Consider the following 25,555-nt stretch of genomic DNA (forward strand, 5'->3'; position numbering starts at 1 on the left):
TTTATTGTCTATAGTAAGCAATTAAAAGGTGAAGTATATTTATGTCACAGGGAAAAATAAATTAATATATGGAGGTTATGAATATGAAAAAAGAATACGAAAACAAACAGGTTTATTTTGTTGGCGGCGGACTTGCCTCTTTAGCAGGAGCAGCTTACCTTGTAAGAGATTGCGGTTTTCCAGGTGGAAATATTCATATATTAGAAGGAATGCATATCCTAGGGGGAAGTAATGATGGTGCAGGAAATGCAGCGGATGGATTTATTTGTCGTGGCGGAAGAATGCTAAATGAAGAAACTTACGAAAATACTTGGGAATTACTTTCTTCAATACCATCTTTAGATCATGAAGGAATGTCAGTCTGTGATGAAATTCTTGCTTTTGACCATGATCATCCCACTCATGCAAACGCAAGACTTATAAATAAGGATGGAGAAGTACTTGATGTTACTTCCATGGGCTTTAACAACGAGGATCGTATAGCCTTAGGAAAACTAATGATTGCTCCAGAAGAAAAGCTAGATAATTTACGTATATGCGATTGGTTTGCTAAGACACCTCACTTTTTTGAGACAAACTTCTGGTATATGTGGCAGACAACCTTTGCTTTTCAAAAGTGGTCAAGTCTTTTTGAGTTCAAACGTTATATGAACCGTATGATATTTGAATTTTCACGTATTCAAACCCTTGAAGGGGTAACAAGAACACCATATAATCAATATGAATCTATTATTTTACCTATAAAGGCTTATTTAGATGGATTCGGTGTTGATTTTAGCTTAAAATACACAGTAACAGATTTAGATTTTGAAGATGGAGACGGTATTACAGCTACAGCAATTCATTATGAGGAAAATGGGAAAAAGGGCGTAGTTCAACTTAATAAAGGGGATTTATGTATAGTAACTAATGGTTGTATGACAGATAATGCTACCTTAGGAGATCTTCATACTGCACCTAAGATGGTAGTTGATAGGCCTATGTCGGGAGAATTATGGTCAAAAATTGCAGCCAAGAAAGAAGGTCTTGGTAATCCTAAACCATTCTTTGGAAATGCTGAGCTATCAAACTGGGAATCCTTTACGGTTACTTGTAAGGGTAATAAATTCTTAAAGTTAATTGAAAAATACTCCCGTAACAAACCAGGAAGCGGAGCATTAATGACCTTTAAAGATTCCAGTTGGTTAATGTCTATAGTTGTGGCAGCACAGCCTCACTTTAAGAATCAACCTGAAGATACTACGATTTTCTGGGGCTATGGACTCTACACAGACAAAATCGGTGATTATGTGAAGAAGCCTATGCGTGAATGTACAGGAGAAGAAATTCTTACAGAGCTCATTCATCAGTTGCACTTTGAGGAACACTATGATGAGATTATGGACAGTATAGTAAATGTAATTCCTTGCATGATGCCATATATTGTTTCAATGTTCCAACCACGTGCTATGAGCGATCGTCCAAAGGTAGTACCAGAAGGATCTACAAACCTTGCATTTATTAGTCAATTTGTTGAAATACCTGAGGATATGGTATTTACAGAGGAGTATTCTATTCGAGCTGCAAGAATGGCAGTTTACACCTTGCTAGGACTAGATAAGAAAATCTGCCCAGTTACTCCTCACAGATATGATGTTCGTACTTTATTAAGGGCATTGAATACTTCCTTCAGATAAAGATAAGCTTTCAATAACTTTTAATACTACAGCAAAATCATGATAAAATTGCCAGCTGCAAAGCAGTTGGCAATTTTATTGCTTTATTTCATGAATTACATCCTAAAAAGTTTTAAATATTTTGTTGACAAATTTATTTGATGTAACTATAATGGTTACAACGAGTAAATTTAAAAATAAATTATGAGGTGTAAAATATGGATACAAAAATATATTATATTATGGATACTATGTGCGGATGGTGCTATGGCTTTAGTGATGTCATAACTGAAATACAGGAAAAATATAAGGAGGTTTATGATTTTAGCATTCTACCTGGAGGAATGTGGGTAGGGAATGATGCTAAAGTCATGAATAATAGCTTAGGAAATTATATAAAGCAGCATAATGTAAGAATAGAACAATTAACTGGTAAAAGATTTGGAGAGGGATTTAATAAAAATATATTAGAAAGCACTGATATAGTTTTAGACAGTTTACCAGGAGCAAAAGCCATAGTTTTAGTGCAAAAATTAAAAAAAGACGTGGCTTTTAGCTTTCTTAAGAGCCTTCAAAATGCATTCTTCGTGGAAGGAAAGGATATGAATGACTTACAGACATATATTGAAATATCTGAAAGTTTTAATATATCCAAAGAGGAATTTACTAAAGAATTTCAATCAGAAGAATTAACACAAGAGACTCTTAAGCATTTTGATATGGCGGTTTCAATAGGTGCTGTAAGCTTTCCAACAGTCATTGCAGTTAAAGAAGATAAAGGAAGAGTAGTTTCTCAAGGGTATAATAGCTTTAAAGAGCTAGATAAAGTATTATCTTCTTCAATTTTATAGATGTAACTATATATTTAAATTAAAGCTATGGTTAGAATATATTCTTGTCATAGCTTTAATTTTTTAATAGTATATAAGCTTGGATTTTTATTGTTTCAAAATTTCCCCTGTGCTATAATTTTCACTATACTATATTATGATAATTTACAAGTAGATTACATATGGTTAAATTTATGGAATAGCAAGAAACTGAAAACGGGTATTTAGAGATTATAAAAAATAATTGGGGGGAGTTTGTTGAAAGAGTTATTGTTAAAAAGAAGGGGAAGATTTATTCTTTATTTATTAGCTTGCTTTATACCAGTTATAGATCACATATTAGTAAACTTTGCTGCATCGCTTTTAATAGGAAGTATCGAAAAAAGAAGTATAGAATATTTTAGAAATGCAGTAATACTTACAGTAGCTATGATAGCTTTGGGATCCATAATGTTTATAGTGTCAAGGTTTATGAGGATTTCATTTATGAGAGATACCCTTTTAGATGTTAGGGTAAAAGCCTTTGATAAAATATTAAAGTCTTCTTATAAAAATTTTAGTAAGAAATCAAAAGATTCCTATATATCAAATCTAATAAACGATATAAATATCTTTGAAAAAACATTTTTTTTAAAGCTAATAAACTTTGTTTTTTGTGGAGGAGTTTATATCACATCTATAATAATATTAGCAACTATGGATTATAAGTTTGCTTTAGGTATTGCTTTTATTTCTATAATACTTTTTTTTATAAGCAGATCTTTCGAAAATAAAACTGTTAAACTACAGGAAGAAGTTTCAGAATACAATGAAAATTTTGTCGTCGATATATCAAACACTTTTAACGGATTGGAAATACTTAAACTTAACAATATAGAAGATAAATTCCTATCAAAATCCTTAAAATCTATTTTTAGATTAGAAAGGAAAAAGTTTAGTTATACCTTTTTTACTGATGCCCAACAAAGGTTAACTAATTTTTTAGGATATATGATCTTTGTGGGTACGCTATTTTATTTATTAACTTTGATTTCTAAGGGTGAGTCCTTTACTAGAGCTACCTTCATGCTGCAATTGTCAAATAGCTGCGTATGGCATATTTCTGCAATACTGCCTTTATTGAATGAATTAAAGTCAGCCTCCAAAATATATAATAAAATTACCTTAAGTGATGAGAAGGTTGATGCACAGCTCAATAAGGAAAGAAATTTTTCCTTTGAAGATGAAATTAAGGTAAGGGATTTATATTTTAATTATGAGGGTAAGGAAATCTTTAAAGGAGTATCTTTTAATATAGAAAAGGGTAAAAAGTATCTGTTAAAAGGGGCAAGTGGTGCTGGTAAATCCACCTTAATCAAGTTGCTATCTATGATTTATGATGATTATAAAGGAGAAATATCAGCAGATGGAGTAGATTATAAAAATATAAAAGAAAATAGTATGAATGAAAATATCTCTTTTATATATCAAGATGTTTTTCTCTTTGAGGATAACATTTTTAATAATATCGCTTTATTTAAGCCTTTTACTGAAGAGCAAGTATTAGAAGCTGCTAAAAAATCAGGGTTAGAGGATTTTTTAGTTAAAAAAGAAAGTGGAATATATGAAGATGTAAAGGAAAATGGAAAAAATCTATCTGGAGGAGAGCGTCAGAGAATATCTATAGCTCGAGCTATAGTTAAGAACTCCAATATACTTTTTGTAGATGAAGGTACTTCAAGTCTGGACGAAGAGCTTGGTAGAAAGGTTGAAAATACTATTTTAAGTATTGATAGTACTGTAATAGCCATCTCGCATAGATATTATGAGGGTATAACTGAAAAGTATGACTATATTTTAGAAATTAAAGATGGAAATATAAAGCAGCATGCACCTAAAGTTTATTTTGAGGAGGTTGCCCTATGAAAAAGTCAATTTGGAGAGCTTGGCCCTTTTTAATAATAGCTCTCGCTGTGGCACTTTGTACAGCCGTGCTAGAAGGGTTAATCTCTATTTATACTATGAATATAATAGATGCAACTATTGCAGGAAATAACAGCATTTTTATTGGTGCTGCAAAAAAGCTTCTTGTGATGGCATTGATTTTATTACCAACCAGCCTACTGCTCTCTTACACGAAAGGCTTGTATAAAGTAAAAGCAGCTCGTTCCGTTAAAGGGGTTTTTATAGAAAGGGTTTTTAATAAGAATATAAATGAGTTTCAAAAGGATAATAATTCTAAATACATATCTTCATTAACAAATGATATGAATACTATTGAGATGAGTTATATAGATTCTTTATTTGAAGTTGGAGTGAATATTATTTATTTTATTGTGGGCTTTGCTGTGATTGCTTCTGTAAGTCCCTATGCATTGGGCATAGGTGTGGTTATTGGGATTGTCAGTACAGGGGTTTCCATGCTGCTAGGTAAACCCATTCAAAAGCATCAGGCTCATAGAAGTGAATTGTTTGAAGGATACACTACTTATATAAAAGAAGTATTAAGCGCTTTTCAAATTATTAAAGCTAATAATCTAAATGGTAAAGTTCAAGAGGACTTCTATAGAAAAAGCAAGGATATACAACATAAAGGATATGTTATAGACAAAATATATACATATATTTCGTCTGTACAATCCTTTACCATTAATTTAGCTTATTTTTCTTTGTTAGCAGTGGTGGCATATATGTCTATTAAGGGATCGCTAACCACTGGTGGAGTCATCCTTATTGTTAATAATATGAGCAAGGTTATAAGTCCATTGATGCAATTTGCAGAGTGGTTTCCTAAAATTTTATCTTCAAAACCTATATTCAAGAAACTGGATGAGGTACTAATGAACTATGATAATCATGTAGAAACTATAGCTATGAATGCTTTTAACCAAAGTATTGAGTTCAATAATGTTTCCTTTAGCTACGATGAAAATGAAGTCTTAAGGGATGTGAACTTCAGCATTGAAAAGGGAGGAAAATATTTAGTAATAGGGCCTAGTGGTGGTGGAAAATCAACCTTGCTAAAGCTGTTACGAAAGTACTTTCTTCCAAAAGAGGGCGAAATTCTAATAGATAATCAAAGCCTGAAAGATATAAAAAAGGCAAGCTACTTCAATAATATATCAAATGTGGAACAACAGGTGTTCCTGTTTGAGGATACTTTAAGAAATAATATAACCTTATATAAGGATTATAGCGAAGAAGAAATAATTGTAGCTTTAAAAAGAGCTGGGTTAAGTGACTTTGTAAAAGCATTGCCACAAGGCATAGACACCATGATTTTAGATAATGGTAAAAACATATCCGGAGGAGAGAGAAGTAGAGTAGCCATTGCAAGAGGGTTACTGGGGAAACGAGATATAATCTTCTTAGATGAAGCCTTTGCAAGCCTAGACTCTACTATAGCAAGGGAAATAGAAAATACATTGTTGAATTTGGAAGGTATAACAGTAGTTAATATAAGTCATATAATATTTGAAGACACTAAGAAAAAGTATGATAAAGTATTTGTGGTTAAAAATAAAACATTATCAGAGGTAGTTATGGAGATGTAATGGGAATTCTTGGTCTAAACATACAGTAGATTGTAATGTCATCAATTTTTTTTTCTTCAACTACCTTGTATCCAAAGCTTTCGTATATCTTAACATTTATTGGATTTTCAGTGTCTAATCCAATGCCAGCAGATAGGGGATCTTTGTCTACTAATTCATGTATATGATTTAAAAGTATTTTACCTATGCCCTTACCTTGATTCTGAATATCAACACCAATAAATACTAAATAATGATGAGGTGTCTTAGGGCGAACAGAAGAAGTAATCTGCATATATTTATTTATAAAAGTAAAAACGTGCTTAGGAATTTCACAAAATAGCTTTATTCCACTATATATAAAAGCAGGCTTTAATAGAAGTGATGCCCCCTTAGTACTATTAGGAAGTTCAATGTTTGCAACAGCTTTTAATATATTATCCTCCTTTACACCAATTGGGAGCTCTTTCAATAAGATACTTTTGTAAAATACAAATTTAAAAAAGCTTTGAAGATATTTCAGCTGTGTCTCACCTGTAAATAAATATTGGAACATGGGATCATTCCTAAAGGCCTTTGGTAATATATCTAATACTTGAGCTTCATGATATCTTTTCAAAGTTATTATTTCTCTGTTTAATGCGTTTGTACTTATATTGTCCATATTTTATACCTCTCTTTGAGAGTAATGATCCACTGCAAAGCTGAATACCACTTTAATAATATATAAAAGTAGTATTATGAGTAAAAATTTTGGTATATATGTGAAAAAAATTAAAGTAGTGCAAGAGCCAATAGCTGCCAAAACCGCAGCTATTGTTTTTTGAGCAGGGTGTTTGATTAATGCATTTACTATAAGGGATGAGACAACTGTATATGCCCAAACATAGCTACAAGGAAGAAAGTAATCCCATGACAATAAAGCTAAAAGCATTGGTTGAACATGCATTAGTATAAAAATCAATCGTGCTTTTGGATGAGCTTTATAATGATTATTTGTCGATAATGTAAAATTTGCGATAACTCCTCCAGTTATATCTAGAGCTAAAAGCATGATGAGTATAATTTTCCACGTCTCAAAATCTTTCCACTCTAAATAAGTGAAGGTAAGAAGAAAAATGCTCATTGCTATGCTAAAAGATATACTTAAGAATAGCTCTAAAACTGTGGATTTTTTTCCAAAGACTTCATGAAAAAATTTTGGTATATTTACTGATTTCATAAGAATCCTCCTTTAATTTTTATAGTATTTAATATAATGACCGATTGAATGGTCAGTTTTATATGAATACCCATATTAAACTGGGTATTAGTGATTTGACAGGAGCTGGAGCAGTAACTTAGTTTGAATACTCCATGCCTCATAATATTTTGAACTATCTCCTTTAAGTAGGTAGTGTAACCCCATACCATCCATCATAGATAATATAATGGTTGCTGCAGAATAGAGAGTTTCTTCATTAGAATCACCTGACGACAATTGTTTCAGCTGTTTGTATATAAGGTTAGTGATTTGATCAGTACAAGAAGCTAATGTTTTTTTATATTCTACATTAAACATACCCTCATGATAGAATGAAAAAAATGCTTTAAATACTTTTAAATATTCCTCTGGCACATTGTAAGAAGATTGACCTATTATATTTAGAAATTCTTCTAAATTTTTATATTCCAGGGTCAAAGGTTCCAGAAGCTCTTGGAAAATGATATTAAGCACTTCCATCAATATTTCATCTATTGATTTAAAGTGATGAAATATATTGCTCTTGCTCATAGCAGTAGCCTTTGCTAATTTAGCAGCAGATAGTTCCTTTATACCATTTTCAGAGATGATTTCTATAGCGGCATTTATGATGCGGGTACGTGCTTGCTCTCCTTTTTCTAGACGTTTATCAGATAATTTATGCTCCATTATATTCCTCCTTTTGCTATATAATATCACTGACTGTTCGGACAGTCAATAAAAATATAAACTTTACAAAAACTTTACAAATATAATAAACTTCATATACATTAATAGATTATAATAATTATTATTGCTTACAAAGGAACGGCATCATAACTGATGTTTTATTATGTACTATATTTATGGATATGAATTGAATATAATAATATAGGAGGCTGTGAAAAAAGGTGTTCTATAGGTTTCCCTACACCGCGGGTGGAGCCTCACCAGCGGCCCGCGAAAAAGAACACCTATATTTTTCACATCCTCCTATAGAGAAACAACTTCAACTATTAATTTATACATGCCCCATAATGCCTTAAAGATTGGCATTTTGGAACATGTATAAATTAAGTTCTCGTAGTGTTTCTCTCTATATAAGCACAGAGATATATCAAGCTTTCCTGTGCTTTTTATGTATAGATAAGAATAAAATTACAGGAGTGAGGATACTGAAACGAAAAATTTTGATAGTAGAAGATGATTTAGGAATATCAAGATTAATTAAGTTTAATTTAAATATTGCAAATTATGAAACTAAAGAAGTATATAATGGATTAGAAGCTATAAATATTATTGAGAAAGAACACTTTGATTTAATACTTTTAGATGTTATGCTTCCAGATGCAGATGGTTTTACTATAATGGATAAAATAAGGTATTTAGATGTTCCGGTTATTTTTCTAACAGCTAAAAACTCGGTTATTGATAAAGTAAATGGATTAAGATTAGGAGCTGAAGACTATATTGTAAAACCTTTTGAGGCCATAGAATTATTAGCAAGAATTGAAACTGTTCTTAGAAGATATGGAAAAATTAAAGATATTTTAGAGTTTAAGGATATAAAGATATATTTAAAAGAGAGAATAGTAAAAAAGAATGATAAAATAGTAGATTTGACCCATAAAGAATTTGAACTACTATGTATTTTGGCACAAAACAAAAATGTAGCTTTAACAAGAGAAATGTTATTAGAAAGAGTATGGCAGTTTGATTATTTTGGAGGAACTAGAACTGTTGATATGCATATTGGTTCCATTAGAAGAAAATTAGACTTAAATGACAATATTAAAACAATTTATAAAATCGGCTATAGGTTGGAGGAATAATAAATGAAATTTTGGCAAAGAATATACCTTTTCTCTTTAATTTTATTTATTCTAACCTTTAACTTTGCAGGAATTTTATTGATAGAAAAAATTCACAATGAAACATTAACAAGAGAAATAGATAGGTGCTTAAGTGAACATTTAAGTATTTATTCTGGTGTAAACTTGAGTATGCCTGTGTATAATACATTAAAAAGATATTCTCGTAATACAAGTTCTGACGATGAAATTTTATTTAATGCTATCAATGATTATTATAAAAAATATAATGATAAAAATGTTTATATAGAGATTTTAGATGAAAATAAAGGAAATATATTTAGCAATATAAATTTTAAGTTACCTGATAGCAGAGAGGAGCTTAAATCCCTTCAAATAGAAAAAAGGCAATATATAATTAAAGATATAGACAATAAATCCTATATATTCATATCAACCCCAATAAGTGTAAATAACAAAATATATCCTTTTACTTATATAAGAAACATTTCTCAAATATTTGAAGAAAGAAAGAATCAATATATTTTTTTTCTTAAGTTAGATTTAGTAGCATCTTTATTATTTATGATATTTATGTATTTTATAAGCAAATACATAACCAAACCAATACAAAAGCTTATAGGAGCTACTAAAAGAATAGCTAAAGGCAATTTTTCTGAAAAAGTAAAAATAAATTCTAAGGATGAACTAGGAATTTTATCTGAAAATTTTAACTTAATGGCTGAAGTTGTTGATGAAAAAATTAATGAACTAGAAAGAAACAATAATGAAAAGCAAAGATTTATAGATAACTTGACTCATGAATTAAAAACTCCATTAACCTCTATAATAGGATATTCTAATTTGCTTCGTACCACTAAATATAATGAGGAAATTTTTATAGAGGGTTTGGATTTTATTTATAAAGAAGGGAAAAGGTTAGAAGAATTATCATTTAAGCTAATGGACTTAATATTACTAAAAAAAGAAGAATTTAAAATGAAAAGTGAAAGTATAAAAAATATAACTTTTGAAGTTAAGGGAGCTTTACAACCAAGCTTAAATAAAAAAAACATTAAACTGATGATAAATGGAGAAGATTTTGAAATTCTTATGGAAAGAGATTTAATAAAGGTATTACTATCTAATCTCACAGATAATGCTATAAAAGCTTCAAAGGTTGATTCTGAAATACACATTAATATCAATAAAGATAGGAGTGAGGTTGAGATCAAAGATGATGGTATAGGTATTTCAGAGGAGCATATAGATAAAATTTTTGAACCTTTTTATATGGTGGATAAAGCAAGAACTAAAGCAAATAATGGAGCGGGATTAGGCCTAGCAATTTGTAAAAAGATATTGGATATTCATAATGGAAGATTTCAAGTTGAAAGTGAAGTAGACAAAGGTACTTCTATTAGATTGATCTTTAATAATTGTGAAGGTGAGGATTCCATTGATGAGATATAAAAAACTATTTCTGCTAGTACTAATTTTTAGTATATTTTTAACCTCCTGTGATAACTTTAGTAAGGTTAAAAAAAATCAATTAGTAGTTGAAACCATAGATACTAATAATTCTACCTCTTCAGAAAGGTTAAATGAAAATAAGATTCTATCAGAAGAAGAGGTCAAGCTGAAAGCTTTGGAAGGCTTAGAAAAATATCTAAATATAAAACTATATTTAACTGAAGTGCAGTGTTATGTATATTTTCAAGGGTCAAATGAGATTAAAAATAGTCTAAATAGACTAAAATTAGAAGATAATTTAAAAACTCAGTTTGAGGATAGTAAATCTGTATTAGAAAATGGAGTCTATTATGTAATTTTTTATCCTCAAAATGTTAAAATGCCAAAGGAAAATTTTCTCGTAAACAATCAAATTGTACTGAATGCAAAAACAGGAGAGATATTGGATTTTTATTTTTATGGTAGTAAGAGTATACTAGGTTCTAATAATAACGTTGATGCAAAGGAAGCAGAGAGAATTACAAAAGAGTTTATTGAAAAAAATAACCTGGGTGGTATTAAAAATGGAAAGCTTGTTAATAAAAAATTAATAGATGCAGAAAAAGAGATCTCATATAGATTTATGTTTGAGGATGCTGAAATTTCAAGTAAAAAAGTAACAGCGTATATTAATAAAAATTTAAATATTATCTCATTTTCAGTAGGTATAATGAGTTTGCTTAATACTAGTTATCTTGGTACTTAAAAAAGAAAATATATGTATAGGAGGTTGTGAAAAAAGGTGTTCTATAGGGTTCCCTACACCGTGCGTGGAGCTCCACGAGCGGCCCGTGAAAAAGAACACCTATGTTTTTCACATCCCCCTATAGAGAAATAACTTAAACTAAAAGTTCTAAATTATTATAAGGATAGTAATGTCCCTATAATAATTTAGAACTTTTTTAGTTTTTAATTAAGCTTTACAACTATATTACAATTTGCAAACACTTATCATAAATTTAGATTTTACAATTAATATAAGGATTTAATAAAAAACTAAAAGTTCTATTGATATGACAAGAGCTAACTTGTTAAATATGTAAAAATTACCGTGAGAAAGAAAGACATGAAGCACTATAAATGTATTGAAAATATAACTTAAAGTAAAAGGGGTAGTAAACTGATGAAAAGAAGAGAAATATTTTTAAGAAATAGAAAAAAGAGAATGCTACGCAAAATGACTTCAAAGGTGATTTTATTTCTTATTATCATAGTGTTATTTGTATTTACTAGCTATCAACAACATAAGAAAAATAAATTAGTGACTTCAAATAAAAATATAGAAAATGTTAGCAATAGTAATAAACAGCAAATAGATAGTGAGTCAAATTTTACAGTTTGTATTGATGCTGGTCATGGTGGATATGATAAAGGTACTACAAGCTTATCTGGAATACATGAAAAAGATGTAACCTTAGAGATAGCTCTAAAATTAGGAAAATTATTAGAAAAAAACAATATTAAAGTAATCTATACAAGGAATAGTGATAAAGTATCTTGGCCTTCTAATGAGAAAGAAGATTTAAGAGAAAGAGTTAAAATATCTAATGATGCTAAAGCAGATGTATTCATATCTATACATGGTAATGGAAATACTAATACTTCTTTTAAAGGCATGGAAACTTGGTGCAGATTTCCTAATACTGAAGGAGAAAAGCTGGCTAAGGCTATTCAGAAAGAACTCTCTGATTATAATTACACTTCGAGTCGAGGAATAAAGTATGAAGCCGAAAAATCGTTGGCTGTATTGAGACTTAATAAATCTGTTTCTACATTAGTTGAATTAGGTTTTTTAACTAATTCTTCTGATGAGAAATTTATAACCTCAGAAAGTGGACAAACAAAATGTGCAGAAGCGTTGGCTAAAGGTATTTTAAATTATAAAGCGTCTTACAAAAGCTAACATATGTATATATAAATCTGCTTGTGGTTAAACTGAGAGTCGCGATTAATATAAGCTCCTTCTTTAATATTTATGACTTAATAATAAAATATTTTAATATTGACATACCTCGATAGTCTATGTATTATTATTACATAGACTATCGAGGTAATATATTTATAAGGAGGAAAAAAGTATGATGAAGGTTTTTAGTAAGGTGTGCCCTAAGTATCATAAGAAAAAAGGAGAAGGAAAGAAAAGAATTATAATTTTAATACTAGTAGCCTTAGTGGTTAGTGGTTTTGCTTTTGAAAAATATAGAGAATTTGAAGATAGCAAGAAATTTGAACCACCAGGCAAATTAATAGATATTAATGGACATAGTATGCACATATATGGAGAAGGCCTAGCAGATAACACCCCAACAGTTGTTTTTACATCAGGATGGAAAACACCAAGTCCCTATGTGGATTATTATCCATTGCAGAAAGAAATATCAAAATATACTAGAGCTGTAGTTTATGAGAGACCAGGATATGGGTGGAGCGAAGTCGCAAGTGGAGAGAGAGATATTGATATAATTACTAAAGAACTGCATGACCTACTTGTAAAAGCAGGCGAAAAGGGCCCTTATATCCTTGTAGGACACTCTTTTGGAGCTAATGAAGTTTTACGATTTGCTCAATTGTATAGTAGTGAAGTAGCTGGAGTAGCGCTCATTGATGGATCAAATCCATACTATACAATAACTATAAAAAGGCCTTCAAAGTACTTTATAAGATATGGAACTGTAAAAAGTACGATTTTTAATAACATAATTAATATGCTAAATAAATTTGGAATAACAAGACTACTTTTTGATAATACAGATTTATATGCCTCAAGATTCACAGGCTATAAAAACGATCTTTCTTTAGCACCGGAAGAGTTAAGGGAGCTTGATGAAGCTATGTTTATAAAGACCCTTAATAATAAGAATCATCTTCAAGAATTGAGAATGGATTCATCAAGATTAGTAGAGAATAAGAATATTGGGAATACTCCATTAAAAGTAATAACCTCTTCCTTATACAATAGCTCAGAATTGACCAGAAATATTCAGCAAGGCTTATTAAAATGGTCTACAAATAGTAAGCAAATTATAGTAGATGATTCCCAGCATTATGTTCATTGGTTTAAACCTGAAGTTATTAGTCAAGAAATCATAGAAATGATAAAGAAGAATTAGTAATATATATTATAAGGAGCCTGCTTGACTTTATTTATTATAATATTTAAAATAGTAAGCATAGATTATCTAGGTAAAAAATAGGAGTGATTGATTATGAGTTTTGATAAAAGTTTGATGTCAGGAAGCACTATGCTTATGATTTTAAGTTTATTACAATCTGAAGATATGTATGGATATCAAATGGTAAAGGAACTTGAAAAAAGGTCAGAAAATGCATTTTCACTTAAAGAGGGGACATTATATCCTATACTACATTCTTTAGAAAAGCATGGTTTGGTTATTTCATATACTTCGGAAGGTGATAAAGGCAAAAAGCGTAAATATTATAAAATAACAAATGAGGGAGTTAAGGAGTTAAAAGCTAAGAAGGATGAATGGGTTAGTTTTTCTACTAGTATAAATAAGGTTATTGAGGTCAATAAATATGTATTATAGTAAAGATGCTTTTCTTAATGAGGTTTGTAGAGAAATTTCTTTTAAAGAAGCACATAACTCCGTAAGAAAAGAATTAGAGATGCACATTGATGATATGGTAGAAAATTTTATAGAGGAAGGATTTGAAGAAAAAGAGGCGTTAATTAAGGCAGTTCAGTCCATGGGAGAGCCAAAGGAAATAGGAGCTAACTTGAATAAGGTACATAAGGCACAGATATCATGGAAGGTAGTTGCCGTTGTTGGAATTTTAAGTTTTATAGGAGTTATATTTTTATTTATAGCAAGAGAGTTGCCTTATGGAAATGGCATTATTTTTGCGAAGAAACAGCTTTTAAGCATAGGTATTGGGACTGTCACTGCCTTATTAATGTATAATATAGATTATAGAAAGCTAATAAGCCACAATAGATTATTATATTTTTTAGCAATACTTTTGACAATTACTGCAGTTATATTTGGTACTAGAGTTAATAATTCTGTATTTTTACAAGCTGGTATAATAAGTTTTGAAGTATCTAAATTCTATAATTTACTATTTATAATAGCTATAATAGGAATGTTAATTGAAGTAAGAGGTGATGGAGCATTTGGTCTTATAAAGCTGGTTGTATTTTCAGCTATTGGACTATTTTGTTTGTATATAAACTCCAATAGAGGGTTTGCTTTTATAATGACTATAGTGTACTTATCAATTATAACCATAGCTGTTCTTAAAAATCACTTTTCTATTAATAATAGAAGGACTTATTTAGTTACTATGTATGGATTTATTGTATTCGTAATAGCAATTACCAGACTATTATCAGGTTTTGAAGCTTATAGTTCTGAAGTTACGGAATTAATTTATGCTTCAAGATGGACAGGAGATGCATCAACCTTCCTTGAAAAGGGATTTTCGAATTTTCCCAATAATTGGGCTGATTATGAGCTCCTCATTATTGCATCAAAGCTTGGATGGAGCTTTGCTAGCATTTTAATAGTTCTATTCATATTGTTAATAATTTTAATGATATTTAGTACACTGGAGTTGAAAAGTATGGCTGCATACTATTTATCAACCACTATAATTATTTATTTAGCATGTAGCTGTACTATTGGTATAATAACGGGATTTGGACTTATAGATGGAATAAACTCAAGTATTCCTTTTATCTCATTCGGATCGGCTAATTATATAACAGATAGTATATTAATAGGAATTTATTTATCTATATGGAGAAGAAATTTAATTGTTGAACAGGATATTTATCAACCAATAATAAAAAGTCATAGTTAAATTATAGTATAGACTTATAGTTTTAAGCTTCTAAGGATTAACTTAGAGGCTTTTTTATATATGGTATTATAAGAGGAGGTGAAAAACGTAGGTGTTCTTTTTAACGGGCCGTTCGTGGGGCTCCACGCGCGATGTAGGGAAACCTATAGAACACCTTTTTTCACATCCTCCTATATTTATGCAACGTTTTTAGTAAGCTATACGTCTAATGGATGAAGCAGCTTCAAAGAACTATATGAAAGGGGTGATGGGGTTGGTTGATGAAATGAGCTTTTATAGAGCTAAAAATGGAGATGGGGAGAGCTTTTATAGACTGTTAGAACCCATAAAAGAAAAACTATATAGAATAGCACTTATGCATATGCAGAATGAGGATGATGCATTAGATTGTATTCATGATTCTATTATAAAAGCTATTCAGTCCATTGATAAGCTAAAAGAACCCCAGTATTTCAATACATGGATTACTCGTATCACAATTAACACCTGCAGGGATTATCTAAGGAAAAGTAAAAATATAGAAATGAATGATGCAAGTATTTTTGAAAACAAATTAATTTATAGCAATGCTGATATAGAGGGAAGTTTAGATTTGCATAAGGCTCTAGAAAGCTTAACAGAAAAGGAGAAAGAGTTAATCTCTATGAGATACATGGAGGATATGACTATAAAAGATATTTCTGAGGTAACTCATAGCCCCATGGGAACCATTAAAAGCAGCATTAGCAGAACTTTAAAGAAATTGAGAGTTTATATGGAGGAGATATAGATATGAAATATGAAAATATAGATGAAATTAAAGCCCCATCAACGCTGGATCATAGAATTAAAATTGCCATAGAAGAGGGATATAAAAAGAAAGGACATTCAAGAGTTAAGAATAAATGGAAAAAACAAGTGGTCGCAGCGGCGGCAGCTGTAGTAATTGGAACAACAGCATTAGGAGTAGCATTCCCTACTTACGCTAGAGATATCCCTGTTATTGGAAATATATTTGCTTACTTAAGTGAAAATAAGCAAGGAAGCTATAAGGGATACAAGGATTATTCTAAATCCTTAGACATGACACAGGAAAGCAATGGGATTAAAATCACTCTAAGTGATGCCATATATGATGGAACAACAGTGATGGTCACGTATACCCTGGAAACTGAAAAGGACTTAGGGGAGGCAATAAATGTTTCTAATGATCTTAGTATTAAAGAATATAGGGGCGCAATGGGAGGCGCCAGTGGAGCTCATAAGGTAAAAGAAAATACTTATGTAGGATTCACCAGAGTGTCTATAGATGAGGTTAAAGAGGAGCTTAATGTTAAGTTAGAATTTGATAAAGTGGGTAATTTTAAAGATTTGGATATAAAGGGTAACTGGAATTTCGAATTCAACCTTAAGAAGATAGAGGGAGAAAGTAAAATAGTTAACAGAAGTGTAGAGAAAGCAGGAGTAAGCATAAATGTAGAAAAAATAACTTTTACTCCAATGTCCACCATTCTATATTATAGTCAGAAGGTCTCAAAAGAAGCTATGAAGGGGTATGATGATACCTATATGGAGCTTATTGAAGTTAAAGATGACTTGGGCAATGTTTATAAGGGTGAAGGCAATGGAGGCAGTGGCTCTAAGGATATTATAAATTGGAGTGCTACCTACGAAAAAATAGATGAAAAGGCCACTAAGCTCATAATAAAAGCTAAGGCTGACTTTGGTGTCATAGGAGAAGATGGACATCGAATCATTGGACCAGGAGCCCTTAAAGAACCGAATAAAGATCAGAAAATATTGGACTACTTAAATAAAAAAGGAGTAATGCCTAAGGAAATAATTTTAGAAGATATAGTTATTGACTTAAAGTGATAAAGGTTATAGATGGTTTCTAAAATTATGACATATCATATTATTGTAAGCCTAAAGGTAAGACTCACTATAGAATAGTAATGTAAGTTAGAACCTCCGTATTAAAAAACATTGAAATACGGAGGTTTTAACTTATTTGTAAAAGTATAAACTAACATACACCATCTTACTAGTTGCCGCGTGGTAACTCAACACTGAAGGTAGTACTTTCATTTAAAATACTTTTAGCATAGATTTTGCCTCCGTGCTGATCCACTATAGCTTTAGCTATAGCTAGGCCAAGGCCATAGCCACCGGTTTTTCTTGCTCTAGACTTATCTATGCGATAAAATCTATCGAATATTTTATTTATTTGATCTTCTGGAATTCCCTCTCCAGTATTAGTTAAGGATAAAATAATGGAATTGTGATACTTTTTTAAAGTAATATTTACAGTTCCATTTTTGTTTGTGTATTTTAATGCATTATCTAAAAGAATCATAACTACCTGCTTAATCTGCTCGCTATTACCATGAATCATTAAGTTAGGCTCGATATCATAAGTTAGGGAAATATTATTTTCAAAAATTATTGCTTCCATAGTTAAAATGACATTTTCAACAGCTTCACTTAAATTAAAGTCCGTAAATATCATTTTTATCTCGGAATAATCCATTTGGGTCAGATATAAAAGATCATTAGTTAATTTTGTCATTCTATCTACTTCAGATTTAATATAATGAATCCATTTTGCTTGAGTGCTTATCTTATCTTCGCTGTTGGATAAAAGTACGTCAGCATTTGTATTGATAACAGCAAGGGGGGTCTTTAGTTCATGGGAGGCATCTGCAATAAATTGCTTTTGCTTATCAAAGGCCTCTTTAATTGGCTTTATGGATTTGTTTGCAAAGAATCTGCTTATAAAGAAGATAATAATCATCATAACTAATACCACAATTAAAAAGGTATAAACAAGTCTATTAAGAATAGACTGTTGAGAAGTTACATCTAAAAATACAAGCCTATAGCCACCTAAGTCCATTTGAGGGTTTATTATAAAGGCCCAATGCCTTCCATCTAAATTAAAGCTTCCTGTGTTAGAGTCTTTGGAAAAAGCCATTTTCATTGCGGATTCATAGAAATCCTTCTCCATTTGGAATATAGAAAAATAGTTAACTAAGTTTTTATTGCTGTCCGCTATTAAAGTAAAAGAGACAGAAGGCTCTGGAGGTTGCTCTGTGTTAGAAAAACTACGAGAGGTATTAGGGACATCAAAGCTAGCCTTAGGCGGCCTTTGGCCTTCATTAGGTTTTGATAGTCTATGTAGTTCCAAGTTTATAGATTTACGAGTATTATCATAGGTTATTGCATAAATTGATATAAAAGCTAGGAGCATGGTAACAGAAATTATAACTAAATTAAGGAAGAGAAATTTATTTTTAAGCTTCTTAAACATCTATCTTTCCTCCAAAATATAACCTACACCTCGAACTGTGTTTATACTTACCTCTGAATTTAAAAACACTAGCTTTTTTCTTAAAAAGGAAACATAAACTTCCACATGATTATGCTCTGCCTCGGAGTCATACCCCCAAAGCTTTTCTATTATTAATTCTTTAGAGGTGGCTATATTCTTCCGAGAAATGAGAAGCTCTAAAAGTTCGCTTTCCTTTAGTATAAGCTTCACCTCTTTACTTACCTTTGAAAGCTTAAGGGTAGAGAGATTTAGCTCAATATCGCCATATCTTAAGCTATTATCAGTAATCACTTCACCTTTACGCCTTGACAGGGCCCTTATTCGCGCTAATAATTCTTCTGTAGAAAAGGGCTTTGGTAAATAATCATCTGCGCCACTATCTAATCCAATCACCTTATCAGAAATTTCTCCTTTAGCAGTAAGAAGAATAACAGGGGTAGAGATTCCTTCTTTGCGTATATTTTTAAGTATGCTTATACCATCCATTTTAGGCAGCATTATATCTAATATTATCAAATCATAGATATTGCTTAGGGCATTATCTAGTCCTGCATCACCTTCTCCAACGGCATCCACGGTATAATTATTTTTTCTTAATATTTGGGTTAAAGCTTCAGATAAATAAACCTCATCTTCTACAAGCAATATACGCATAGCAGTCCCTCCGTTTTTAAATATCTTTATTGTATTATATCACAGCAAACCTTTAATTAATCTTAAATGCTTAGCAAAGATATTTAACTATATCAAATAAATCTCTATATTTTTTAATATATTTTTTCACAAAACTGAAATAAACTTTTGTTAAATTCCTGTAAAACCTTTAAGGTTTATTTAAGGTTTAGTAATTAGAATGAAATCAACAAAGGGAGAAGATATCTGAAAAAATGAAAGGAGTTTAACCATGGCAATAGAGATTTTTAACAGATGCGAAAGCAAGTTTTTAATTGATAAAGTCACATATGAAAATATACAGCATAAACTTTTGAAGTATATGGAATTTGATGAGTATAATAAGACCTATGAGTTTTATACCATTAGCAATATTTATTTTGATACTAAGGATAATTACCTCATTAGAAGTTCTTTATCTAAACCTAAATATAAGGAAAAGCTTAGACTTAGAGGCTATGGGATTCCAGGGGAAGAGGATAAGGTATATTTAGAGATTAAGAAAAAGGTCTGTGGTGTTGTTAACAAAAGGAGAACCGCACTAATGCTTAAAGAGGCCTATGATTTTGTAAGAACAGGTGTAAAACCTGAAATTAAGGATTATATGAATAAGCAGGTAGTAAATGAGATAGAGTATATTTTAAAAATATATGATCTTGAGCCAACTCTCTACCTAGCTTATGACAGAAAAGCATTATTTAGCAAAGAAAATCGGAATTTGCGAATAACCTTTGATAGGAATATAAGGACAAGAAGGTATGATTTAAAACTAGAGCAGGGAGATTATGGTGACAATCTATTAGAAGATGATCAATGGCTTATGGAAGTTAAAACTTCAAAGAGTATCCCATTATGGCTATGTAAATTACTTTCTGAATATGAAATAGTTAGTACAAGCTTTTCAAAATACGGTGAGGAATACCAAAGGATGCTATTAAACGACAGGAATTTGAAAGGGGAAATAAATTTATGCTTGAAACAATATTCAACTCAACCACAGTTAATACAACAATATCTTTAGGAAGCTCTATTATAACAATGATTGTATCTTTTGCCTTAGGGGCTATTATAAGCTTAACTTACATGAAGACTGCTAATAAGGGTAGCTATTCTCAAAATTTTTCACTTACCTTGATTCTTGTACCTACAGTTATAGCAATAATCATACTATTAATAGGCAGCAATGTAGCAAGAGCGTTTAGTCTGGCAGGAGCCTTTTCTATAATCAAATTCAGAAGTGCCCCTGGAGATCCAAAGGATATAGCTTATGTGCTATTTACTATGGCGGCAGGTCTAGCCTGTGGAGTAGGCTTTTATGGCTATGCAGTTTTGTTTACAATTTTTCTCTGCTTGCTGATGTTTACTCTTAATCTATTTAATTTTGGAGCAAAAAAACATTCTCAGAAATTACTTAAAATAACTATTCCAGAAGATTTAGATTATGAAGGTGCCTTTGATGATATATTTAAGCAGTTTACTAAAGAGTACGAGTTAAAGAGAGTGAGAACCGCTGACTTAGGCAGTCTTTACGAGCTCGTTTATATAATAACCATGGATAACAAGGTGAATCAAAAGGAATTCATAGATACACTTAGGTGTAGAAATGGCAATCTAAACATTACATTGTTAATGTGTGCAGATACAGCAGAATATTAATTGGGAGGAGTTTAATATGAAGAACAATACTAGAATAAAACAAATAATAGCTGTTTGTATTGTAACTATATTTATAGCTACAGCACTAGTTTATAAAATATATGCAAATAGTAAAAGCAACACTATAGGTTCTGCTACCAAGCAATCTGAAACAAAGAATGGAGAAAAAACATCCTCTAAAACAGCTTCAGATTATGAGGCAATATTTAAAAAAGATGGAGTAATAGATATCAAGGTGGAAATAGCAGAAAAGGATTTTAAAAGTATTATAGAAGATCCTATGGCTGAAGAGTATAAAAGCGCTAAGGTTACGGTGGGTGATGTAACCTTGGACAATGTAGGTTTTAGAACAAAAGGGAATCTTACTTTAAGATCAGTGGCTAATAGCAGTTCTGACCGTTATAGCTTTAGAATTAAACTTGATAAATATGTAAAGGGACAAAATCTTCTTGGATTAGATGAATTTGTTGTAAATAATATGTACTCAGATCCATCATATATGCGTGAATATTTAAGCTATGAAGCTCTTAAGTCTATAGGTGCTCAGGTTCCAGAAACAGCTTTTGCAAATCTTTATATTAATGGCAAGCTATATGGTTTTTATCTTTGTGTTGAAGCCCTTGATGACAGCTTTTTAGAAAATAACTTTGGTAGCAATAATGGAAATTTATACAAACAGGGACAGGGAAGTACCCTTCAATATGTTGAAGGAAGCAATTATGATAAGAGTGAGCTAAAGGTAGGAAAGGATGAAACAAAAGCTGACCTTAAAAACTTTATAAAGATTTTAAATGAAATGCCACAGGGACAGAAGAGAAATATTGAAAAAGTTTTAGATGTAGATAGTGCATTAAGATATATAGCGGCTAACACTGTACTAGGTAATTACGATAGCTATAGCGGAAACCTAGTTCAAAATTATTATTTGTATGAACAAGAGGGCAAATTTACAGTTATTCCTTGGGACTATAACATGTCCATGGCAGGCTTTGGAGGAGGAAATCTTACAACTATTCCTATTGATGAGCCGGTAATGGGGGTTAATATAAAGAATCTTCCTTTAATAAATAATTTATTAGCTGTAGAGGAATATAAGACAAAATATCATGAGTATATAAAACAACTTCTTAACTACTTGGAAAATTTTAAAAAAAGGGTGGAAGAACTTGCTACTATTATAAGACCTTACGTAGAGGCAGATCCTAGTAAGTTTTACACTATGGAGCAGTTCGAAGCAAACATAAAATATAGCACTACAGATGTTAGTGCAAATACTAACATTCCGGTAGGGCCTTCTCAAGATAAATCGCAGAACAAACCCGATGCTGCTACAGGGGCTTCACAGAACACAAACCAAGGTGCAGCAAACGGGCAGAGACCTCAAGATATGCCTGGATTTGAAAAAGGCAATAGACCAGTTCCGCCACAGGGAGATATGAAAGGTGGTCCTAATGGTGGTGACATGAAAGGTGGCCCTGGCGGGGGCATCATGGGCGGTTCAACTTCCATTATAAATTATATAAGGGATAGGATTGAAAATATTAAGAAGCAATTGTCAGGGGAGCTTCCTACTACAGGTAATACAACCATGGATGATAGTAGGATGGGTGGCAGAAAGTAAATCAAAGAAACGCGTTTTGTTTTAAAGATGTCAATTAGAAAAGCTGCCTTTAGATATTTTTATTTTTTTACCATACCTTAATAGAAATTTAATAATTTTAAAGCCACAGTTAGCTAATGATTTATTGAGATAATATCAATATTTAGGTATAATTTATACATGATTTTGAGTAGTATTTTGATAAATAGTAGGTGATGGAATGTCTAGTTCTTTAATAACAAAGAAGGCTATTGCAAATTCTCTAAAGGAATTGATGAAGAGAACTCCTCTAAATAAAATATCTGTTAAGGATGTAGTAGATAACTGCGGAGTTAACAGACAAACCTTTTATTATCATTTTCAAGATATTTTTGAATTGGTAGGGTGGATATATAAGACAGAAGCTGTGGAAAGCATAGCTCAGTATAGGAGTTACGACACTTGGACAGAGGGATTTTATAAAATCTTTTTATATATAGAGGATAATAAAGACCTTTGCATTAATACCTTGAATTCTTTAGGAAGAGAGCACTTAGACAATTATCTTTATTCTGTAACTAATGATTTAATCATGGGAGTGGTTAATGAGGTTTCAAGCAATATGAATGTAAAGGAAGAAGATAAGAAATTTATTGCTAATTTCTATACTCTTGCTTTTACTGGGCTGGTAATTCAATGGATGAAAAATGGTATGAAGGAAAAACCTGAATTTATTATTAAGGAGCTTAATGAGCTAGTAGAAGGAAACTTTATAAAAGCCTTGCAAAGATATGAAAATAAGCTGTGATAAACTTTTGTTTATTACGGTTTATTTTTTTAAGCTACTTATTGCTTATGCTACTTTGAAAATAATTAAATTAATAGAAAATAATTGAAGGTATTGCGCGTTAAGTTGTCTAATATACTATAATAAAACTAAGGGTATAACATTAGAATAAGTAGGAGGAGGAGAATAATTGTGAGTTTGGCTTTATGTGTGAATAATCTTACAAAAAACTATGGTAATTTTACCGCAGTGAACAGTCTTAGTTTAGAGGTCAAAGAGGGGGAAATATTTGGAATTCTTGGCCCTAATGGAGCAGGAAAAACTACGACTCTTGAATGCATTGAAGGAGTAAAATCCTTTGATAAGGGAACAATTAACATCTTCGGTGAGAATGTGATGAAAAATAAAAATATTTATAAGTTAATAGGCGTTCAGCTTCAATCTACATCACTTCAGGGAAATATGACAGTTGTAGAAGCTATGACTCTTTTTTGTAAATGGCAAAAGGTAGCTATTAGAGAAGATTTACTTGAAATATACGGACTTAAAGATTGCTACAAAAAGCAATACAGTACTCTGTCAGCAGGACAGAAGCGAAGGTTACACTTAGCACTGGCAACAGCACATAATCCTAAGCTGATTATTTTAGATGAGCCCACTGCAGGTCTTGACGTAGAAGGGAGAATAAACCTTCACAATGAGATAAGAAAGCTTAAGGAGAAAGGGGCTACCATAATTTTAGCAAGTCATGATATGGCAGAGGTAGAAGCCTTATGTGATAGAATGGCAATTATATTTAAAGGTAAGATTGCAGCTACAGGAACACCTTATGAAGTGTCTGCAGCAGGAAAGGGAAACAAGAAAGTAATAGTAAAAACTCTAAACAGTACACTACTTAATAATAAGAACTATAAATATAGCAGTGTAGAAGAAATTTCTCAAGACTATATTACTTTAATTGTGGACAATATTACTGAGGGATTAAATGAAATAATACAAGTAGTTAAGGAAAAACAGGATATCATCACAGATATAAAGGTTGAAGGAACGTCCTTAGAGGAAAGATTTATAGAAATTATAAATACTAAAAGAGAGGTGATATAACATGAGTGGATTTATTTATAGCGCTATTTTACAATGGAAGCTTGATTTTAGGAATAAAGGCATTTTGCTTGCTTATTATATAATACCTCTTATTTTCTATTTAGTAATGGGTTCTGTATTTTCAACAATAAACCCTCTTTCACAACAGACCTTAATACAGTCCATGACCATATTTAGTATTTCAATGGGAGCATTTTTTGGAACTCCAGATCCTTTGCTTGAGTTGTTTGCCTCTGAGTCCAAAAAGGCTTATAAGGTAGCTAATGTTCCTCTATGGGCAATGCTTGCAACAAATTTTATATCTGCCTTAGTGCATATGTGTATAGTCTCTGTAATCATCTATATATCAGCGCCCATTATATTTAAAGCAAACCTTCCAACAAATCCACTTAGTTATTTCTTAGCTTTGCTGCTGTTTATTACTATTAGTATCCTTATAGGCATCCTTATAGGAATAACCGCTAAAAAAATCTCTACCATGACTATGTTATCGCAGCTTGTTTTTTTACCTTCTTTATTGCTTAGTGGAATCATGTTTCCATCAAATATGTTGCCAAGCTTCTTTGTAAAGGTAAGCAAAGTATTTCCAGCAACCCATTCTATGAAGATTTTGACTGCTTCTGATGGAATAACTTTAAGTTTAATAATACCCTTAATAGCCATAGGAGTTGTAGTAATAGGAGCATTGGCATTGATATATCAGAAAGCTTTGAAGGATTAAAAAATATAGATTATCACTTTGTGTAGTAATCTATGCCTAATAACATATAAAACATTCAATATTCATTAAGTTTATTTCACTATAATACCAATGAGATTTATTCCAAATCCAGCAGCCTAAAAAGTTCTTATTAATCAATATAGGTTTGGACCAAAATTCAGCATGGTTGTTTAGCCATATATAGGTAAATTTAAATAAGCAAGGAATAGCAGTATTAGGAGCAATGGTTTTTGCATTAGGCGCTTTTGTAAAACCCATTGCTTTAGCTTTTTCTTTTGAAGGTATAAAAGCTGGGACGGGCCTCTCAGGAGGATTATAGTTTTGTACAGCATTTGGACTCCCTACAGGAGAAGTGTTGGT

24 protein-coding genes are annotated in these 25,555 nt (G+C 31.2%); 19 read left to right on the plus strand and 5 right to left on the minus strand.

Going from position 1 to position 25,555, the window contains the following annotated elements; translation table 11 throughout:
• The first annotated feature begins 83 nt into the window (after positions 1-83).
• From BN2665_RS08575 to BN2665_RS08590, 4 genes are all read left to right on the plus strand, one after another.
• Positions 84-1,676, plus strand: coding sequence for an oleate hydratase (locus BN2665_RS08575; protein WP_195892681.1), 1,593 nt, complete (start codon positions 84-86; stop codon positions 1,674-1,676).
• 197 nt (positions 1,677-1,873) lie between these two features.
• Entirely contained in the window at positions 1,874-2,506 is a 633-nt protein-coding gene (locus BN2665_RS08580; protein WP_055666701.1) for a DsbA family protein, read from the plus strand.
• A gap of 237 nt (positions 2,507-2,743) precedes the next feature.
• Positions 2,744-4,390 (plus strand): ABC transporter ATP-binding protein, encoded by a 1,647-nt coding sequence (locus BN2665_RS08585; protein ID WP_055666702.1) that lies wholly within the window; start codon positions 2,744-2,746, stop codon positions 4,388-4,390.
• Positions 4,387-6,018 carry an ABC transporter ATP-binding protein gene (locus BN2665_RS08590; RefSeq protein WP_055666703.1) on the plus strand — a complete coding sequence of 544 codons (1,632 nt, stop codon included), beginning with the start codon at positions 4,387-4,389 and terminating at the stop codon, positions 6,016-6,018. Before BN2665_RS08585 ends, BN2665_RS08590 begins: the two co-directional genes overlap by 4 nt.
• Here the strand turns inward: BN2665_RS08590 and BN2665_RS08595 are convergent.
• The 3 genes from BN2665_RS08595 to BN2665_RS08605 all read right to left on the minus strand — a co-directional run bounded on the left by BN2665_RS08595 (position 6,005) and on the right by BN2665_RS08605 (position 7,909).
• Positions 6,005-6,661 (minus strand): GNAT family N-acetyltransferase, encoded by a 657-nt coding sequence (locus tag BN2665_RS08595; RefSeq protein ID WP_055666704.1) that lies wholly within the window; start codon positions 6,659-6,661, stop codon positions 6,005-6,007. The two genes, BN2665_RS08590 and BN2665_RS08595, sit on opposite strands and share 14 nt — an antisense overlap.
• A 3-nt stretch (positions 6,662-6,664) precedes the next feature.
• On the minus strand, positions 6,665-7,219 hold the full coding sequence (locus BN2665_RS08600; protein ID WP_055666705.1) for a hypothetical protein: 555 nt from the start codon (positions 7,217-7,219) through the stop codon (positions 6,665-6,667).
• Between the two features lie 87 nt (positions 7,220-7,306).
• Positions 7,307-7,909, minus strand: coding sequence for a TetR/AcrR family transcriptional regulator (locus BN2665_RS08605; protein ID WP_055666706.1), 603 nt, complete (start codon positions 7,907-7,909; stop codon positions 7,307-7,309).
• A 485-nt stretch (positions 7,910-8,394) separates the two neighbouring features.
• Here BN2665_RS08605 and BN2665_RS08610 point away from each other — a divergent pair, with 485 nt between their 5' ends.
• The 9 genes from BN2665_RS08610 (at position 8,395) to BN2665_RS08650 (ending at position 17,220) form a co-directional block, all read left to right on the plus strand.
• Complete coding sequence (locus BN2665_RS08610; protein ID WP_055667107.1) at positions 8,395-9,051, plus strand: response regulator transcription factor; 657 nt, start codon at positions 8,395-8,397, stop codon at positions 9,049-9,051.
• A 3-nt stretch (positions 9,052-9,054) separates the two neighbouring features.
• Complete coding sequence (locus BN2665_RS08615; RefSeq protein ID WP_055666707.1) at positions 9,055-10,503, plus strand: sensor histidine kinase; 1,449 nt, start codon at positions 9,055-9,057, stop codon at positions 10,501-10,503.
• Positions 10,493-11,248, plus strand: coding sequence for a hypothetical protein (locus tag BN2665_RS08620; protein WP_055666708.1), 756 nt, complete (start codon positions 10,493-10,495; stop codon positions 11,246-11,248). The genes BN2665_RS08615 and BN2665_RS08620 overlap by 11 nt, the downstream gene beginning before the upstream one ends.
• Positions 11,249-11,665: 417 nt before the next feature.
• Positions 11,666-12,445, plus strand: a complete 780-nt coding sequence (locus tag BN2665_RS08625) for an N-acetylmuramoyl-L-alanine amidase family protein (protein WP_055666709.1) — start codon at positions 11,666-11,668, stop codon at positions 12,443-12,445.
• A 175-nt stretch (positions 12,446-12,620) separates the two neighbouring features.
• Positions 12,621-13,652, plus strand: a complete 1,032-nt coding sequence (locus tag BN2665_RS08630; RefSeq protein WP_055666710.1) for an alpha/beta fold hydrolase — start codon at positions 12,621-12,623, stop codon at positions 13,650-13,652.
• Between the two features lie 96 nt (positions 13,653-13,748).
• Positions 13,749-14,090: a PadR family transcriptional regulator gene (locus BN2665_RS08635; RefSeq protein ID WP_055666711.1), complete on the plus strand. Its 342-nt coding sequence runs from the start codon at positions 13,749-13,751 to the stop codon at positions 14,088-14,090.
• Positions 14,080-15,366, plus strand: a complete 1,287-nt coding sequence (locus tag BN2665_RS08640) for a permease prefix domain 1-containing protein (protein WP_055666712.1) — start codon at positions 14,080-14,082, stop codon at positions 15,364-15,366. The genes BN2665_RS08635 and BN2665_RS08640 overlap by 11 nt, the downstream gene beginning before the upstream one ends.
• A 253-nt stretch (positions 15,367-15,619) precedes the next feature.
• A complete protein-coding gene (locus tag BN2665_RS08645; protein ID WP_055667108.1) occupies positions 15,620-16,135 on the plus strand; it encodes a sigma-70 family RNA polymerase sigma factor in 516 nt (171 codons plus the stop codon).
• A gap of 2 nt (positions 16,136-16,137) precedes the next feature.
• Positions 16,138-17,220: a DUF4179 domain-containing protein gene (locus tag BN2665_RS08650; protein WP_055666713.1), complete on the plus strand. Its 1,083-nt coding sequence runs from the start codon at positions 16,138-16,140 to the stop codon at positions 17,218-17,220.
• A gap of 169 nt (positions 17,221-17,389) precedes the next feature.
• Here the strand turns inward: BN2665_RS08650 and BN2665_RS08655 are convergent, their stop codons facing one another.
• Complete coding sequence (locus BN2665_RS08655; RefSeq protein ID WP_055666714.1) at positions 17,390-18,655, minus strand: sensor histidine kinase; 1,266 nt, start codon at positions 18,653-18,655, stop codon at positions 17,390-17,392.
• Positions 18,656-19,330 carry a response regulator transcription factor gene (locus tag BN2665_RS08660; RefSeq protein WP_055666715.1) on the minus strand — a complete coding sequence of 225 codons (675 nt, stop codon included), beginning with the start codon at positions 19,328-19,330 and terminating at the stop codon, positions 18,656-18,658.
• 250 nt (positions 19,331-19,580) lie between these two features.
• On the opposite strand from BN2665_RS08660, the gene BN2665_RS08665 reads away from it, so the two are divergent.
• The 6 genes from BN2665_RS08665 to BN2665_RS08690 all read left to right on the plus strand — a co-directional run bounded on the left by BN2665_RS08665 (position 19,581) and on the right by BN2665_RS08690 (position 25,195).
• Entirely contained in the window at positions 19,581-20,369 is a 789-nt protein-coding gene (locus BN2665_RS08665) for a polyphosphate polymerase domain-containing protein (RefSeq protein WP_055666716.1), read from the plus strand.
• On the plus strand, positions 20,318-21,004 hold the full coding sequence (locus BN2665_RS08670) for a DUF4956 domain-containing protein (protein WP_055666717.1): 687 nt from the start codon (positions 20,318-20,320) through the stop codon (positions 21,002-21,004). The genes BN2665_RS08665 and BN2665_RS08670 overlap by 52 nt, the downstream gene beginning before the upstream one ends.
• A gap of 16 nt (positions 21,005-21,020) precedes the next feature.
• On the plus strand, positions 21,021-22,625 hold the full coding sequence (locus tag BN2665_RS08675) for a CotH kinase family protein (RefSeq protein ID WP_055666718.1): 1,605 nt from the start codon (positions 21,021-21,023) through the stop codon (positions 22,623-22,625).
• 199 nt (positions 22,626-22,824) lie between these two features.
• Positions 22,825-23,391, plus strand: a complete 567-nt coding sequence (gene dhaS, locus BN2665_RS08680; RefSeq protein WP_055666719.1) for a dihydroxyacetone kinase transcriptional activator DhaS — start codon at positions 22,825-22,827, stop codon at positions 23,389-23,391.
• Between the two features lie 171 nt (positions 23,392-23,562).
• A complete protein-coding gene (locus BN2665_RS08685) occupies positions 23,563-24,474 on the plus strand; it encodes an ABC transporter ATP-binding protein (RefSeq protein ID WP_055666720.1) in 912 nt (303 codons plus the stop codon).
• A 1-nt stretch (position 24,475) separates the two neighbouring features.
• Positions 24,476-25,195, plus strand: coding sequence for an ABC transporter permease (locus BN2665_RS08690; RefSeq protein ID WP_055666721.1), 720 nt, complete (start codon positions 24,476-24,478; stop codon positions 25,193-25,195).
• The last annotated feature ends 360 nt before the right edge of the window (positions 25,196-25,555 follow it).

Origin of the sequence: Desnuesiella massiliensis (genome assembly GCF_001403615.1) — a bacterium.
Classification (GTDB): domain Bacteria; phylum Bacillota; class Clostridia; order Clostridiales; family Clostridiaceae; genus Desnuesiella; species Desnuesiella massiliensis.